Annotated in this window: 16 protein-coding genes and 1 riboswitch; of the genes, 2 read left to right on the top strand and 14 right to left on the bottom strand. The window is 43.3% G+C overall.

Annotation, left to right across the window (positions count from 1 at the left end; genetic code table 11):
- Positions 1 to 2: 2 nt before the first annotated feature.
- The 6 genes from HWX64_RS17540 to HWX64_RS17515 form a co-directional block, all read right to left on the bottom strand.
- Entirely contained in the window at positions 3 to 461 is a 459-nt protein-coding gene (locus HWX64_RS17540) for a MarR family winged helix-turn-helix transcriptional regulator (RefSeq protein ID WP_175990838.1), read from the bottom strand.
- 247 nt (positions 462 to 708) lie between these two features.
- Positions 709 to 933: a response regulator transcription factor gene (locus HWX64_RS17535; protein WP_032087424.1), complete on the bottom strand. Its 225-nt coding sequence runs from the start codon at positions 931 to 933 to the stop codon at positions 709 to 711.
- Between the two features lie 147 nt (positions 934 to 1080).
- Entirely contained in the window at positions 1081 to 1551 is a 471-nt protein-coding gene (locus HWX64_RS17530; protein WP_175990837.1) for a thioesterase family protein, read from the bottom strand.
- Positions 1552 to 2031: 480 nt separating this feature from the next.
- A complete protein-coding gene (gene sdhB / locus HWX64_RS17525) occupies positions 2032 to 2799 on the bottom strand; it encodes a succinate dehydrogenase iron-sulfur subunit (protein WP_175991569.1) in 768 nt (255 codons plus the stop codon).
- Positions 2799 to 4562, bottom strand: coding sequence for a succinate dehydrogenase flavoprotein subunit (gene sdhA / locus HWX64_RS17520; protein ID WP_175990836.1), 1764 nt, complete (start codon positions 4560 to 4562; stop codon positions 2799 to 2801). The genes sdhB and sdhA overlap by 1 nt, the downstream gene beginning before the upstream one ends.
- A 67-nt stretch (positions 4563 to 4629) precedes the next feature.
- Complete coding sequence (locus tag HWX64_RS17515; RefSeq protein ID WP_175990835.1) at positions 4630 to 5238, bottom strand: succinate dehydrogenase cytochrome b558 subunit; 609 nt, start codon at positions 5236 to 5238, stop codon at positions 4630 to 4632.
- 347 nt (positions 5239 to 5585) lie between these two features.
- On the opposite strand from HWX64_RS17515, the gene HWX64_RS17510 reads away from it, so the two are divergent.
- Positions 5586 to 6023 (top strand): YslB family protein, encoded by a 438-nt coding sequence (locus HWX64_RS17510; protein ID WP_254871205.1) that lies wholly within the window; start codon positions 5586 to 5588, stop codon positions 6021 to 6023.
- A 66-nt stretch (positions 6024 to 6089) separates the two neighbouring features.
- On the opposite strand, the gene HWX64_RS17505 is transcribed toward HWX64_RS17510, so the two are convergent.
- The 8 genes from HWX64_RS17505 to HWX64_RS17470 form a co-directional block, all read right to left on the bottom strand.
- Entirely contained in the window at positions 6090 to 7328 is a 1239-nt protein-coding gene (locus HWX64_RS17505) for an aspartate kinase (protein WP_175990834.1), read from the bottom strand.
- A gap of 198 nt (positions 7329 to 7526) precedes the next feature.
- Positions 7527 to 7705, bottom strand: a riboswitch (Lysine riboswitch).
- Positions 7706 to 7946: 241 nt separating this feature from the next.
- Positions 7947 to 9719: an excinuclease ABC subunit UvrC gene (gene uvrC, locus HWX64_RS17500; RefSeq protein ID WP_175990833.1), complete on the bottom strand. Its 1773-nt coding sequence runs from the start codon at positions 9717 to 9719 to the stop codon at positions 7947 to 7949.
- 88 nt (positions 9720 to 9807) lie between these two features.
- Positions 9808 to 10122: a thioredoxin gene (gene trxA / locus HWX64_RS17495; protein WP_175990832.1), complete on the bottom strand. Its 315-nt coding sequence runs from the start codon at positions 10120 to 10122 to the stop codon at positions 9808 to 9810.
- Positions 10123 to 10330: 208 nt separating this feature from the next.
- Positions 10331 to 11311, bottom strand: a complete 981-nt coding sequence (locus HWX64_RS17490) for an electron transfer flavoprotein subunit alpha/FixB family protein (protein WP_175990831.1) — start codon at positions 11309 to 11311, stop codon at positions 10331 to 10333.
- Between the two features lie 64 nt (positions 11312 to 11375).
- Positions 11376 to 12149 (bottom strand): electron transfer flavoprotein subunit beta/FixA family protein, encoded by a 774-nt coding sequence (locus HWX64_RS17485; RefSeq protein ID WP_175990830.1) that lies wholly within the window; start codon positions 12147 to 12149, stop codon positions 11376 to 11378.
- 143 nt (positions 12150 to 12292) lie between these two features.
- Entirely contained in the window at positions 12293 to 13063 is a 771-nt protein-coding gene (locus tag HWX64_RS17480; RefSeq protein WP_175990829.1) for an enoyl-CoA hydratase, read from the bottom strand.
- A 21-nt stretch (positions 13064 to 13084) separates the two neighbouring features.
- Complete coding sequence (locus HWX64_RS17475; protein WP_175990828.1) at positions 13085 to 13672, bottom strand: TetR/AcrR family transcriptional regulator; 588 nt, start codon at positions 13670 to 13672, stop codon at positions 13085 to 13087.
- 146 nt (positions 13673 to 13818) lie between these two features.
- Complete coding sequence (locus HWX64_RS17470) at positions 13819 to 15513, bottom strand: long-chain-fatty-acid--CoA ligase (RefSeq protein WP_175990827.1); 1695 nt, start codon at positions 15511 to 15513, stop codon at positions 13819 to 13821.
- A 350-nt stretch (positions 15514 to 15863) separates the two neighbouring features.
- Between HWX64_RS17470 and HWX64_RS17465 the strand changes: the two genes are divergently transcribed.
- Complete coding sequence (locus tag HWX64_RS17465; RefSeq protein ID WP_175990826.1) at positions 15864 to 17213, top strand: glucoamylase family protein; 1350 nt, start codon at positions 15864 to 15866, stop codon at positions 17211 to 17213.
- The last annotated feature ends 7 nt before the right edge of the window (positions 17214 to 17220 follow it).

The raw sequence follows: 17220 nt of genomic DNA, 5'->3' as shown, positions 1-17220 counted from the left end.
CCTCACTCTGGTTTCATTTCTTGATGGAGTTTAGCTAAATTACTTTTCAATCCGAGTACCTCTTCTTCTGAAAAATCCCCGAGGACACTCTGCAAATAATTTTGCCTTTTTTCAATAACTTCTTCAATAATTCTTTCGCCCTCTTTTAACATATGAATGCGGACGACCCGTCTGTCATTTTCATCTTTGACCCTTTCAACCAATTCATTTTTCTCCATGCGGTCTACAAGATCCGTCGTCGTGCTGCACGCGAGATACATTTTATTGGAAAGGTCCCCGATCGTCATGTCTCCATATTCAAATAACCATTGAAGAGCAATGAACTGAGGAGGGGTAAGTGTATATTGACTAAGGATCTCGCGTCCCTTTTGTTTAATGATGGAAGATATGTATCTTAAGTCTTTTTCAATATCCGCTACCACCTGCAGATCGGATTTCAGCTGGACTTCTTCTTTATTCATATAATAATTCTCCTTTGACTGACTAGTACTTATTTAATATCATCACTTATCATGAAGTGAACGTTATCTGTTTCTTGTTATTTTCGCAACTCGACCTACTAGCATTTTCTCCTTTTTCAAGGGAAATTTCAAGAAAAGTTCAGTAATAGGTTCAATATACCAAGCAAACTAAAAGAGACTGACTCTTAATGGCACAATAACGGTTTGTGATAACCGGTAAATTGTTCTTAAGAATCAGTCCCTTACTTTAAAGCTTGAGTTCCCCCATGCGAAGAAGCTCTACAACTGCCTGTGAGCGCCCCTTCACTCCAAGCTTTTGCATGGCGTTGGAAATATGATTTCGAACTGTTTTCTCGCTGATGAATAAATCACTTGCTATCTCTTTCGTTGTTTTATCTTGGACTAACAGTTCGAATACTTCTTTTTCTCTCTTTGTGAGCAACGGTTTGTGTGTAAAATCATTGTCCTTCAATTATGGTAACCCTCCTTGCCTTCGCCAGCTTTAAACCGCGGGGATGGGTATTGTCGGTCGTCAGAATATCATATGTGAAGGTACGGTTTAGAGTGACATAGAGAAGAAGTAAATTAAAAAATAGGCAGTGATTCATTCACACACGATTTAAGATGATGGGGACATGACTGAAGGACAGTCAAATTTCTTTCTCATCTCTTCTGTCCAAGGAACACCTTTACCCGTCTTACGTGAAATCTGTACCATCGTTCCTCTGCCAACGAAGCAGACATCTTGCTTTTCATTTACGCCCATATAATGCAGATCAACTGAAGAATTACCCACACTGGCTGCTTTGACAAATACATTCAGTCGTTCGCCGAAGTATACTTGTTTCATGAAGTCGCACTGCAGATCTGCTACAACCGGAATCGTATCATGATCAGGGCTTACCCAATCCTGCATGAATCCTTTGTATTTAAAAAAGTCGGTTCTCGCTTCCTCAAAATATGTAAATGGAATCGTGTTATTCAAATGTCCAAACATATCCGTCTCGGAAAAACGAACCTTTACCTCTATGGAGAAATGAAATTCTTTTTGCCATGTGTCTATATCTTTAATGTATGTAATATGTTTCAAAATGGGTCCTCCTTATGAGCAGTTTTTAAATGAATGAATATTCATTCTTTTTTGTTTATTATAATTGTTTTTTCTCGATTTAGAAACCGTTAAGCTCGAAAAACTTCTCAATGGGTTGATCCATTTATACCGCTTATTGATTTCCGTGCAAGGCTTCGCTTTCCGCGTGGTTAGCGGAGAGCCGCCTGAAATGAACGAAACCGTCAAGATACTCACTCCACTCTGATTTTGGATTTGTTTTTAGGCAACCCTAAATAGAGAAGCTTATCTCGACTTCTAAACTTATTTGATTCCATTCATCACCGCTATTGATTTCCGTGCAAAACTTCGCTTTCCGCGGGCGGTTGGTGAGCCTCCTCGCGGAAAGCAAATGCCTGCAGCGGAAAGAAACGGTCTGAGATTTCGAACAGACTATATTAAAGACCTGTTTAATTTAAACGAAAGAAAAAAGCACTTCCCCGAAGGAAAGTGCTTTTGTTATTAGTCTACCATATGGTCGCTTCCGAAGAAGTTTTTGAACATTTGGAAGGATGTTTCGCGGTTCAGTGCTGCGATTGATGTTGTCAAAGGGATACCTTTTGGACAAGATTGCACGCAGTTTTGTGAGTTACCGCAGTTGGCAAGACCTCCGTCTCCCATGATCGATTCCAGACGTTCGTCTTTGTTCATGGCACCTGTTGGATGCGCATTGAAAAGACGGACTTGGGAAAGCGGGGCAGGCCCGATGAAATCGGATTTGCTGTTTACGTTAGGGCATGCTTCCAAGCATACACCGCACGTCATGCATTTGGATAATTCATACGCCCATTGACGTTTCTTCTCCGGCATACGCGGACCAGGTCCCAGATCGTATGTGCCGTCGATTGGAATCCAAGCCTTTACCTTTTTCAGGCTGTCAAACATCCGGCTGCGGTCGACCTGCAAGTCGCGCACGACCGGGAATGTCTTCATAGGCGCCAGGCGGATCGGCTGTTCAAGCTGATCGACAAGAGCCGTACAAGATTGTCTCGGCTTCCCGTTAATGACCATTGAACAAGCACCGCAGACTTCCTCGAGGCAGTTCATGTCCCAGTTGATCGGCGTAGTCGCTTCCCCTTTTGCATTGACAGGGTTACGGCGGATTTCCATAAGAGCGGAAATCACGTTCATATTCGGACGATGAGCTAAATCAAACTCTTCTTCATAAGGGGCTGTTTCCGGGCTGTCTTGACGAGTAATGATAAAACGGACTCTTTTATTTTCACTCATCATTTATTTCCCCCTTTACTCTTAGAATAGTCGCGCTTACGAGGTGCGATCATGGATGTATCGACATCTTCATAATGGAATTCAGGTGAATTCGTGGATGCGTTATATTTTGCCATAGTCGTTTTCAGGAACTCCTCATCGTTACGATCAGGGAATTCCGGCTTATAATGTGCGCCGCGGCTTTCATTACGGTTAAGTGCCCCAATCGTGATGACACGCGCAAGCTGCAGCATATTCCACAGCTGACGGGTAAACATAGCCCCTTGGTTACTCCATTTAGCCGTATCATTGATATTGATATTTTTATAGCGCTCCATCAGCTCAACAATTTTGGCATCTGTTTCTTTCAGCTTGTCATTATGACGTACAACCGTTACGTTATCTGTCATCCATTCACCAAGCTCTTTGTGGATCACGTATGCATTTTCAGTACCATTCATGGACATGATGTTATTCCACTTTTCTTCTTCTTGCTTAACATAGCGGTCGAATACAGAAGAAGGTACGCTTTCGACTGATTTCTCAAGTCCGGAAATATACTTCACAGCGTTAGGGCCTGCAACCATACCTCCATAAATTGCTGATAGTAAGGAGTTAGCCCCCAAACGGTTTGCACCATGCTGGGAATAATCGCACTCACCAGCTGCAAACAGACCAGGTATATTAGTCATTTGATCGTAATCAACCCATAGTCCACCCATTGAATAGTGAACGGCAGGGAAAATTTTCATCGGTACTTTACGCGGGTCATCACCCATGAATTTTTCATAGATTTCAATGATTCCGCCAAGTTTGATGTCAAGTTCTTTGGAATCTTTATGAGATAAATCAAGGTATACCATGTTCTCACCATTGATACCAAGCTTCTGATTTACGCAGACGTCGAAGATTTCACGCGTTGCGATATCACGAGGTACCAGGTTTCCATATGCCGGATACTTTTCTTCAAGGAAGTACCAAGGCTTACCATCTTTATACGTCCATACCCGTCCGCCTTCACCACGTGCAGATTCACTCATCAGGCGCAGTTTGTCGTCTCCCGGAATTGCTGTCGGGTGAATTTGGATGAACTCCCCGTTTGCATAGTAGGCACCTTGCTGATAAACGATGGATGCCGCAGATCCGGTATTGATGACAGAGTTGGTGGACTTACCGAAGATAATTCCTGGTCCACCTGTCGCCATGATCACAGCGTCTGCTGCAAATGATTTAATTTCCATGGTTTGAAGGTTTTGGGCAACGATTCCTCGTGCAACTCCCTCGTCATCGACGATCACTCCGAGGAATTCCCATCCTTCATATTTGTTCACAAGACCTGCTACTTCATGACGGCGGACCTGCTCGTCCAACGCATAAAGAAGCTGCTGCCCTGTTGTCGCACCGGCAAACGCAGTACGGTGATGCTGAGTTCCTCCAAAACGACGGAAATCAAGCAGTCCTTCCGGTGTACGGTTGAACATAACCCCCATACGGTCAAGCAGGTGGATAATTCCCGGTGCTGCTTCTGTCATCGCTTGAACCGGAGGCTGATTCGCTAAGAAGTCCCCTCCGTACACAGTATCATCAAAATGTTCCCAAGGAGAATCCCCTTCCCCTTTCGTGTTTACGGCTCCATTAATACCACCTTGAGCACAGACAGAGTGGGAACGTTTAACGGGTACAAGTGAGAATAAATCTACTTCCGCTCCAACTTCTGCTGCTTTGATTGTGGCCATCAAGCCGGCTAATCCGCCGCCGACTACAATGATTTTGCCTTTACTCATCGTGACTCACTCCTTTTCCTACCAAAGTTGCCAGCTGATTTCTATCAGACTTCTATATTTTCTTCTCTTATACGAATGCGAAGATTGCGCGCATACCAACTACTGATAACGCTACAAATATTCCGATCGTTACATATGTAGCTATTAATTGAGAACGCGGTGAAACGGTGATTCCCCAGCTTACCAAGAATGACCATATGCCATTGGCAAAGTGAAAAATCGTTGAAAGTACACCAATAACATAAAACACAAGCATGAATGGATTAGATAAAATGTTCTCCATCATTTGAAAGTTCACTTCCGCTCCAAATGCGGCAGCAACCCTTGTTTCCCATACATGCCAGGTCACAAAGATAAATGTGATTACCCCTGAAACACGCTGAAGCAGGAACATCCAGTTACGGAAATAACCGTACTTGGTGGCGTTATTCTTAGATGTGAACGCAATGTAAATTCCATAGATCGCATGGAAATACAATGGTAGGAAGATGATAAAGATTTCAAGGAAATAGCGGAAAGGCAGACTTTCCATAAAATGTGCCGCTTGATTAAATGATTCTTCCCCGCCTGTTGCAAAATGGTTCACGACTAAATGCTGAGTTAAAAATAATCCAACTGGAATAACACCTAGTAATGAATGAAGCCTGCGATAATTGAATTCTCGATTTCCAGCCATGATTTACCCCCCTTAATCATAAAATATGAGGCCGTTTTCTAACCAACATATTCATTAGACTACGATACATATTTTATGTTGTAACAATTATGTGACAAGTTTCATTTTACTCCCATAGAGTGTAAGCGTCAAGAAAACGTATACATAAATTCGACAATATCGCTAAAATATTTTTAATATAAAGATAAAGAAAAAAACTGACTAAATATGTGTTTAAAAGTTTGAAAATTCTAATTATTAAACAAAAACATTATACCGCCAAAATATCCCAACTTTCATTTTACATGTTTGGGATGATAATTCTTCCTTTCATGTATATAATAGTTTTATAGAAAGAGGGGATTTACTTGGAACAGAAAAAAGAAGAAATCTATGAACCAACCGTTCCAATTTTCGGCTATGAAATGATAAGGGACATCCTGCTTCCGGATATTTTAGGAAAGCACACTCCCGAGATTTTATATTGGGGAGGCAAGCAGCTCTCCAGAAAATTTCCCCTTCAATCAATGGATGAATGCTCATCCTTTTTTGATGAGGCAGGCTGGGGAACGCTGACGGTTGTCGAACAAAAGAAAAACGAAATGACCTTTGAATTGCGCGGTTCGTTTGTTGAGAGACGCTTATCACTTAAGTCAGATGTTACATTTAAATTGGAAGCCGGTTTTCTTGCTGAGCAGATCCAGCTCCAAAAGAAATGCACGACTGAAGCTGCAGACGAGATACATAAACGTAATCAATCCGTGAAGATCACCGCTCGCTGGGATGAAAAAGATAAAGTAGAATAGCTGGGCACGAACGAAATAGATGAATGAAAAGGGTTGACTCCGGATGAGGAGTCAACCCTTTGTTGGTTAAAGCGTCACTTCTTCAACTTGGACGGCATCCAATTTGAACGCCGTATGTAAGACTCCGGCAGCTTTCTGCATATTTTCCTGATCGACCACAGCCGACACTTTGATTTCAGACGTACTGACCATTTTGACGACAATATCATTTTGAGCCAGGACCTCGAACATTTCTGCAGCCACTCCCGGGTTTGAAATCATCCCGGATCCGACAATGGATACCTTGGCAAGGTCGCGTTCATGTTCGATATGAGTGAAGCCCAGTTCTCCCTGGTTCTTTTCCAATACAGCCAATGCATCATCCAGGTCATGTTCCTTGATTGAAAAAGATAGATTCGTGGTATTACGGTCTGTCTGGCTCTGGATGATGATGTCCACGTTCAAATGATTTTTAGCAAGGGTGGTGAATACTGATGACAAGCCTGTCAGGGCATTTCCGAGTCCAAACACAGTCACCCGTACAATTTCGTCTTCGAATGCGACACCTCTTACCACTAAATTCTGTTCCATGCTTGCTTCCTCCTCAATATACGTACCTTCCACTTTTTCAAGGCTCGATCTCACTTCTAATGGGATTTGATAATTCTTTGCAAATTCAACCGCCCGCGGATGCAGGACACCTGCACCTAAATTGGCGAGTTCCAGCATTTCATCATACGAGATGGAAGGCAGTTTTCGTGCACCTTCAATATAACGCGGGTCAGACGTATAGACGCCGTCGACGTCCGTATAAATATCACAGCGGTCAGCTTTCAACGCAGCAGCGATTGCCACAGCTGTCGTATCGGATCCCCCGCGTCCTAGTGTGGTGATTTCACCGGATGGCGTCATTCCTTGGAACCCAGCTACAATCACGACTTTTCCGCCTTGAAGCTGTGTTGTCATTTTCTCGGTATGGATATTGGTGATGCGTGCATTGCTATGAACGGATTCTGTCTCGATCCCGGCCTGCCAGCCAGTATACGAAATGGCCTCCTGACCGGCTTGCAGCAATGCCATCGTCAAGAGAGAGATTGTCACTTGTTCGCCCGTGGATAAAAGCATATCCATTTCTCTTTTGCTTGGGTGAGAAGTGATTTCCCTTGCTAAACCGACTAATGTATCAGTTGTTTTCCCCATTGCGGACACGACAACCACCACATCATTTCCCCGATTCTTCTCCTCCAAAATTCTTGACGCAACATTTTGAATTTTTTCAACAGAACCTACTGATGTTCCACCGAATTTTTGAACGATAATACTCACAGCTTCTCCTTCTTTCTCTTTGAGTGTAGAAATGGAATCTTTTTTCTGAAGAGAATCATCTGACTACTGCACAAATCCCGCTGCCGGCTGAATGATCTAAACACCTGCAGTCTCATGCCTGATAACAAAAAAAGCAATGAGACGGATATCTCATTGCTTTATGAACTTAGAGTAATAATACTGAGTCGTTCATCGGCATTGTGAGATAGCTCTCCAAGATTGATTCATCTTGACAATCCTGCATTTCTTAAACGCAGGACCAGCGGAATTAGTATGAGCCTAACACCACTTCGGCGAATCTCCCCTTTCCAGACATCTCAACAGAGCCCATACTCCTCTTTGCCTGTACTCTTGAAGCTCGCACCTCTATCACCACTATTTAAAGTGATAATGTTTTAAATTATCGATAATTATAGCACACGAAAAAAATGGAAGCAATGAGTTTTTTCAAGAATTTTTCCTTTTAATTTTTTGCTCATTTCCTGGAAAAAAGAAGAGAGGCGGAACCAAGCAAGCTTGGGACTGCCTCTCTTCTTTTTTCCGGGACTTTTCAGCTTCAGCTGAAAAGCAAGTGAAACGAACTTTCACCCGAATGAGCCAAAAATTATCCTGGGGACCCTATTCCTGCAGTTTCTCACGCAAAACCTTCGCCACTGCTTCCGGAATCCCGATATCCTGAAATTCTACCACCGTTGCTTCCTTCATCTTCTTCATGGAACCGAAATGCTTCAGAAGCTGCTTCTTCCGCTTCGGTCCGATCCCGTCGATTTCATCAAGAATGGACTGGAATGCACCCTTTCCGCGGAGCTGGCGGTGGAATGTGATGGCAAACCGGTGGACTTCGTCCTGGATCCGCTGCAGCAGGTAAAATTCCTGGCTGCGTTTTTCGAGCGGCACGATCTGCAATGGATTCCCGTATAGGAGTTCCGATGTCTGGTGTTTATCGTCCTTCGCGAGACCGCCCAAGGGTATATCAAGTCCCAATTCATTTTCCAGCACTTCACGGGCCGCTTCGATTTGGCCTTTCCCTCCGTCGATGATGATGAGGTCAGGAAGCGGGAGTCCGTCTTTCAATACTCTTGAATACCTTCTTCTCACCACTTCGCGCATGGATTCATAATCATCCGGACCTTTGACGGTCTTTATTTTGTATTTACGGTATTCTTTCTTTGCAGGCTTTCCGTCTATGAATACAATCATTGCCGACACAGGGGCCGAGCCTTGTATATTTGAGTTGTCAAAAGCTTCGATCCTGAATGGGGTGTAAATCCCCATCTGTTCGCCCAGTCTTTCGATCGCTTTGATCGTTCTCTCTTCGTCCCGCTCGATCAAGGCGAATTTCTCATCAAGCGCCTGCTTGGCATTTTTTTCCGCTAATTTCACCAGCTCTTTCTTCTTGCCTCTCTTTGGCTGCGTGACCTTCACTTCAAGGAGTTTCATAGCGAGTTCTTCATCGATTGATTCGGGCAGAAAGATTTCTCTCGGTTTGAAATGGTTTGCTTTTGAATAAAACTGGCCCAAAAACGTAAGAAATTCATCTTCCGGTTCGTTGTACAGCGGAAACAGAGAAACGTCCCGTTCAATCAACTTCCCCTGCCTCACAAAAAACACCTGTACACACATCCATCCTTTATCAACCGCAAAACCGAACACATCACGGTCGGTAAAATCCGTCATCGTCATCTTCTGTTTTTCCATCGTTGCTTCTATATGAAGGATTTGATCACGGAATTCCTTTGCCCGCTCAAACTCAAGGTTTTCAGAAGCTTCCTTCATTTTTTCGGAAAGTTCATTCTTGATTTCTTTGTATCCCCCGTTTAAGAATCTGGCAATTTCATCGGTCATTTCCCTGTACGTATCCTTGCTCACTTCCTTCACACAAGGGGCGAGGCATTGACCCATATGATAATAGAGACAGACTCTGTCTGGCATGGTTGTACATTTTCGCAATGGATAAAGGCGGTCGAGGAGTTTTTTCGTTTCATTTGCTGCACCGACATTCGGATATGGCCCGAAGTACTTCCCTTTTCCCCGCTGCACCTTCCGGGTCGTAATTAAGCGGGGGTGACGTTCATTAGTCAATTTTATGAAAGGATAGCTTTTGTCATCCTTCAGCATCACGTTGTATTTCGGATCATATTTTTTAATCAGATTCATCTCGAGCACAAGAGCTTCCAGGTCCGAGGAAGTCATGATATATTCAAAGTCTTCTATTTCCCCCACAAGCCTCTGTGTTTTTGCATCATGAGAACCTGTGAAATAAGAACGGACCCGATTTTTCAACACTTTTGCCTTACCGACATAAATAATTGTACCCTGCCTGTCTTTCATCAGGTAGCATCCAGGCTGGCTGGGCAGTAAAGCCAATTTATTAGTTATGACTGAATTCACGGTATCCCCCCTCTCTCCTTCTATATTAACTGATGGAATAAGAAAAGCCGAGGCACCATGCCTCGGCTTTATAATCGATTAATTCACATTAAGCATGTTTATTTAATAATTCAGCAAGTGCTTCTTTCGGCTGGAATCCGATTACTTTATCCACTACTTCTCCGTCTTTAAGGACAACTAGTGTCGGAATGCTCATTACACCATATTTTCCAGCTGTTTCTTGGTTTTCATCTACATCAACTTTGACGATTTTTACTTTGTCGCCCATTTCACTGTCAAGCTCTTCTAATACCGGAGCGATCATTTTGCATGGTCCGCACCAAGGTGCCCAGAAATCTGCCAATACTAGTCCAGAGTCCGTTTCACTTACGAAATTTTGGTCTGTCGCGTTTGTAATTGCCATAAGTATATGCCTCCTAATTTCAATGAATATAGCGTAAGTATATCACCGATAACAATGCTATGCTATAAATCTGCTCGTAGGTAATATACCCTTCCGTTTACGTTCTATTCAAACCTTCAAAAAAATAAGGAGTAACCATTTTGGCTACGCCCTTATTTTATTCTTATAGTATTCAATTACCCGTTCATCTGCTTTTTAAACGAATCGATTAAGATGAAGCGACTTTAAGCTTCTTGAATTCTTCTGTCAGCATCGGAACGACTTCGAATAGGTCACCGACAATTCCGTAATCAGCAACATTGAAGATGTTTGCTTCGGGATCTTTATTGATGGCCACGATCACTTTAGAGTTGGACATACCTGCGAGATGCTGGATAGCTCCAGAAATTCCGCATGCGATGTATAAGTCAGGAGTGACAACCTTACCAGTCTGACCGATCTGTAAAGAGTAGTCACAGTAATCCGCGTCGCAGGCACCGCGTGAAGCACCTACAGCTCCTCCAAGGACGTCAGCCAATTCTTTCAGCGGCTCAAATCCGTCTTCACTTTTAACTCCGCGTCCGCCCGCAATGATGACTTTCGCTTCGGATAAATCTACCCCTTCACTTGCTTTACGCACGACTTCCTTGATGATCGTACGTAAGTCTTTGACATCAACAGACAAAGAGGAAACGTCTCCTGAGCGGGATTCATCTTTTGCCAAAGGTTCAATATTGTTTGGACGGATTGTAGCAAAGATCAAACCGTCTGTTACGATTTTCTTTTCAAATGCTTTTCCGGAGTAGATCGGACGTGTGAAGACAAGGTTTCCACCCGCTTCTTCCAGGTGAGTCGCATCCGAAATCAGTCCTGTGCTCAGTTTGCTCGCAAGCTTTGGTGACAGATCCTTACCTAATGCAGTGTGACCGAAGATGATTCCTTCCGGCTTCTCCTGCTCGATGACGGCCAGCAATGCCTGTGAATATCCATCCGAAGTATATTGTTCAAGCTTATCGTTTTCAACAACGATGACTTTATCTGCACCGTATTGGATCATTTCCTGTCCTAAAGCGCTTACACTTTTGCCGGCTAATACTGCGATGACTTCGCCGCCTTCTGCAACTGTTTTCCCTGCAGCAATCGCTTCAAAAGATACATTACGCAATGACCCGTCTCTGACTTCTCCTAGTACCAATACTTTTCTTGCCATGTTAAATACCCCCTGAGTGTTAGTTGATTGTGATTAGATACGTTACTAAAGACTTGATCCGGAATTATACTACTTTCGCTTCGTTGCGAAGAAGCTGTACAAGCTCTGAAACCTGTGCATCCAGCTCGCCTTCTAATACTTTTCCTGCTTCCTTCTTAGGCGGTAAGTAGATTTCGATCGTCTTTGTCTTCGCTTCTACATCATCTTCATCCAGATCTAAATCATCAAGTTCTAATTCTTCAAGAGGCTTCTTCTTTGCCTTCATGATTCCAGGAAGAGATGGATAACGAGGCTCATTCAACCCTTGCTGAGCTGTCACCAATAAAGGCAGTGAAGTTTCGATTACTTCAGAGTCACCTTCTACATCACGTGTGACCGTTACCGTTTCACCATCGATTTCAAGTTTTGTAATCGTTGTAACATATGGAATATCCAATTGTTCCGCCACGCGTGGTCCAACCTGACCGGATCCTCCGTCGATTGCTACGTTTCCGGCAAGAATCAGGTCTGCTTCCTGTTCTTTTAAGTATTGAGATAGAACCGATGCAGTTGTGAATTGATCTCCATAATCAAGATCATCTTCTGTATTGATCAACACAGCTTTATCTGCTCCCATTGCCAAAGCTGTTCTTAATTGCTTTTCACTTTCTTCTCCGCCGACAGTCACGACTGTCACTTCCCCGCCATGGGCATCGCGGACTTGAATGGCTTCCTCGACCGCATACTCATCGTATGGATTTATAATAAATTCAGCCCCATCTTCTGCGATTTGACCGTTTTGGATCGAAATTTTCTCCTCAGTATCAAACGTTCTTTTCAAAAGTACATAGATGTTCATTCCTAAGTCCCTCCTAATAATTGAAAACATTCTTTCCCTTAAAAAGATTTTGAAAATTTAACCCTTTTGAAGGGGCAGTGCATAAAATGATAACGTTTTCACACTGCCCTTATCTTGATTTTACTATATTAATAGAATGTTTACTACCCTTTAAAATCAGGTTCTCTCTTTTCTATGAAAGCGGAAATACCTTCTTTGGCGTCATCGGACACAAAGACATCTCCGAAAAGGTCGGATTCCCTCATGACCCCTTCATAGAATCTGTCATCTTTTGTATAGCTCAGCAGCTCGATTGCAGCTTTCATGGCGCCAGGGCTCTTCTTAGCGATTTGATTCGCCATTTCTTCCGCCTTGGCGAATAATTCGTCTTCCTTGTATGCTTTGTTGGCAAGTCCCCACTGGACTGCTTCCGTACCGCTGATCGGTTCACTCGTCAAAAGCATTTCTGCTGCTTTTGCCCTGCCGACAAGTTTAGGAAGACGCTGCGATCCTGCAAAACCAGGGACAAGTCCTAATTGCAGTTCTGGAAGGCCAAGTTTTGCGTTCTCTGTGACAAGCCGGATATGACAGCCCATCGCGAGCTCCAGGCCGCCTCCCAATGCAGCACCGTGAATGGCTGCGATGATAGGTTTCGAGAAGTTTTCCATCCGCTCGAAAACATCTTGTCCTTTTTTGGCAAGCTGAGAAAATTCTTCTCCTGTTTCAATCGTTGTGAATTCTTTTATATCCGCTCCGGCAGAGAAGAATCGGCCTTCGCCTTTCAGCAGGATGACCCGGACTTCCGGATTTCCTTCAAGTTCGTCAAGGATGGCATCGATTTCTCTTATCAGACCGCTTGCCAGTGCATTCGCAGGCGGCCTTTGAATGGTAACATGCGCTACCCTTCCTTCTAATGTCAATGATAAATTTTCCATCTCTCATCCCCCTAAACGTGTTTAGTTCCTGCCGCCACATCCATGAAGTAATAGCTTGTGTATAGCAGGGACTTGAGCCACTATATCATATTTTTGATCATTCATTACCCAGGTTGTGACCACTTCGTCCAGTGTCCCAAAGATCATTTGACGGGCAAGCCGCACTTCGAGGTCTTCGGGAAGCTCACCTGCCTCAATTCCGCTAATCAGGATTTTATCAACCAATTGAAGATATCCTTTTAACACATCGTTGATTTTCACCCGGATATCTTTATTGGACTGGCGGAGCTCGAGCTGCGTGACAATGGCTAAATGATGATCTTCTGATAGAAGCTTACAGTGATTTTCCACCATCACATATAACTTCTCTGAAACCGTCTGTTTTCCTGCTATAACTTCTTCAATTTTTTCAACGAAGATGGACATCTTCTCCCTGAATAAAGAAATCAGAATGTCTTCCTTGTTTTTAAAATAAAGATAAATGGTGCCATCGGCGACGCCGGCTTGTTTGGCTATCTTCGAAACTTGCGCCTGATGATATCCATTTTCCGCTATAACGACGACGGCAGCATCAATGATTTGTTTGTATTTCGGTTTATTTCGTTTCATAGATAGTTGACCTGCCTTATTGAAATATGAATGAATGGTCATTCATATTTTTATAATAAAATGGTTGAGTTTAATTGTCAAGAAGGACCCTTGTCCAATTCTGTTAAAAAAGAAAGCGAATCTATTTGAAGATTCCCTATTTAATATTAACTTAATTTCTGTTCTTCTTCTATCTTTTTCCGTTCTTCATCAACAAGCGCTCTTCGCAAGATTTTTCCGACCGCGGTTTTAGGTAGTTCTTTTCTGAATTCATAGATCCTTGGTACTTTATAAGCTGCTAGATATTTCCTTGAAAACTCATCCAGCTCTTTTTCTGTGAGGGTCTCCCCTTCTTTAAGCACCACATAAGCTTTGACCGTTTCTCCCCGGTATGGGTCAGGAACTCCCGCTGCCACCACTTCTTGAATGGCCGGATGTTCATATAGAACTTCTTCTATTTCCCTCGGATAGATATTAAAGCCTCCTGCTATGATCATATCTTTTTTACGGTCCACGACGTAGAAATACCCTCTTTCATCCATATACCCAAGATCCCCGGTCAATAGCCAGCCGTCTTTTAACGTCTGCTCGGTTTCTTCGGGACGGTTCCAATATCCTTTCATCACTTGCGGACCTTTTACAACGATCTCACCTATCTCATTTGGGGGCAGTGGTTCGCCTGTTTCAAGCGAGAAAACTGCACTGTCAGTACTCGGCCATGGCAGTCCGATGCTTCCTTTGATTCTTTCTTTATCCCAAAGAAAGTTTGCGTGAGTGACAGGTGAGGATTCAGTCAAACCGTACCCTTCCACCAGTTTCCCTCCGGTGACTTCTTCAAACTTCTGCTGCACCTCTACTGGAAGTGGGGCACTGCCGCTGAGACATGAATCAATGGATGACAGATCATATTTTTTCAGTTCTGGATGATTCAAGATACCGATGTAAATCGTCGGGGCACCCGGGAACAGTGTGGGTTTCTGTTTTTGAATTGTTTTTAATGTCGTTTCAACATCGAATTTCGGCAGCAATATCATTTTATATCCCTGCATGATGGATAGAATCATTACGGCTGTCATTCCGTACACATGGAAGAAAGGAAGGATGCCGAGGATTTTCTCTTCGCCTTTTTTACACTTATACAGCCATGCATCACACATCGCAGCGTTTGCCACGAGGTTTTTATGGGTGAGCATGACCCCTTTTGGAAATCCTGTTGTTCCTCCCGTGTATTGCAGAAGGGCTATATCATTCTCAAAATCAAATTCACCCGGAATCGGTTCAGATGAAGAAGAAGCCATGATGTCCGGAAATAAATGATTCTGCTCGGACGGTTCCACTTTAACGACGATTCCGTACTGCTTCTTTTGAATGAATGGGTAAATCATATTTTTAGGGAATGGAAGATATTCTTTGATAGCGGTTACAATAATGTGCTCAAGATCTGTTTCTTTCATGACCTTTGATACCCTCGGATAAAGAATGTCCAATGTGAGGATCGCTTTAGCACCCGAATCCTTCATTTGATATTCTATTTCCCTTTCCGTATACAGCGGATTGGTTTGCACCACCACTCCCCCTGCATAAAGGACACCGTAATATGCGATGACTGATTGAGGTGTATTCGGAAGCATGATCGCGACCCGGTCCCCCCTTTCAATTCCCAGTTTTCTCAAGTAATTGCCAAACTTCAATGCCGATTCGTAAACTTCCCGGTACGTCAATTCTTTCCCCATGAAATGGATGGCCGGTTTGGATTCATAAAGCCCTGCGGCCTCAGTCAAAAAAGAATGCAATGGCTTTTCCGGCAAATTCAATTCACCGGGAATTTCATCAGGGTACTCTGTAAGCCAAGGTTTAGTCATTTGTAATCCCTCCTCCAGAATTTTTAGAAAATTTAGTTCTTTTTACTATTATAATATAAGGGGACAACAGTTACAATTTGAATTACCTTTCAACCACGACTTAATTACTACTCAATGGTTAGAGGATGTAAGGACAAGTTTTGAAAAGTTCCTTTCATTTAAAGATATGATGAAGGGCTTTTCCCACATGCCTGGCACGCATTTTATCATTCCCCCTGCCTAATTACCTACCAAACTGCAGGTTCCTGTACCATATGACCGAATATTTAGAAATCGGCTTTTTTTTGAGGATAAACATGTTACACTGTTGGTGAAACGTTTCGATTCCAATTCTGAAAGGGGTATGAAGTTTGAAAAGGAAAATTAGTCTGTTCACTGTTTTATGTCTGATAACGAGTCTCCTGTACACCCCTGCTGTCTCAGCACAAGGAGTAGATGGCAAGGATATTGCTCTGCGGGCAGAGTTGAAAGCGATTGCAAAGAAAACATATACATTTTATGAGGACCACACAGATCCAGATACCGGTCTTACGTTCGATGAAACCCGCTACACCGAAGAAGGTAAGAAAAATGCAGCACATACCTCACCGACAAATATCGGTATGTACATGATGAGTACGGTATCTGCCCAGGAGATGGGGATCATTTCTAAAGAAGAAGCGGTCGACCGCATCCAGGTTACGTTAAAAACACTGGAATCATTGAAAAAATGGAACGGCTTATTTTATAACTGGTACTATACTGAAGACGGTTCCCTGAAAACTGATTGGGGACAATTCATCTCCCAGGTCGATAATGGATGGCTGTCTGCAGGCTTGATCGTAGTCGGACAGGCATATGATGAATTGAATGACCAGACAAGCGAATTGGTTGAGAATATGGATTACAGCACCCTTTATGATCCTGAAGTCGGGCAATTCCGCGGAGGATATGATGCGGTGCAGGGAAAATTGACTGATCATCATTATGGTCTCCTCTATACAGAACCACGTGTGGCAAGTTATATTTCAATCGGTAAAGGCGATGTCCCAAGCGAACACTGGTGGAAAATGTATCGCACAATGCCAGAGACATGGGACTGGCAGGCTCAAGTCCCAGAGGGTGAGTATGTTGAATATGATGGAGTTTCCGTCTTTGAAGGCCACTATGAATACAATGGTGTGAAATTCGTTCCTAGCTGGGGAGGAAGTATGTTCGAAGGGTTGATGCCGGGCATCGTATTAAAAGAAAAAGAACTGGGCAAACAGGCTCTGGGGCTGAATAATCAACGCCACGTCGAACTTCAGATCCAGTATGCCAAAGATAAAGGGTACAAAGCATGGGGGTTCTCACCAGCTGCCACTCCGGACGGCTACAGCGAATTTGCCGCTACGCCGCTTGGTACTTCCGGATATGCTGACAAATCAACCGTCACAGCTCATGCAACATTCCTGGCTCTAGATTATGCTCCGGATGAAGTGCGGAAAAACATCAAAGCGCTAAAAGAAATGAATACTTACGGAAAATACGGTTTCTATGATTCCGTCAACGTCGAAACAGGTGAAATCGCAAAAGCCTACCTTGCTCTCGATCAAGGCATGATCATGGTCTCAATCGCAAACTACCTAAAAGACGGAGTCATCCGCGATTACTTCCATCAGGATCCAATTGGAAAGAACCCTGAGGAGCTGCTTGAGAAGGAAGTTTTTTCAATTCAATAAAGTAATT

It is taken from the genome of Bacillus sp. Marseille-Q1617, assembly GCF_903645295.1.
Lineage (GTDB): Bacteria > Bacillota > Bacilli > Bacillales > Bacillaceae_B > Rossellomorea.
This window is presented reverse-complemented; position numbering and strand designations above follow the sequence as displayed.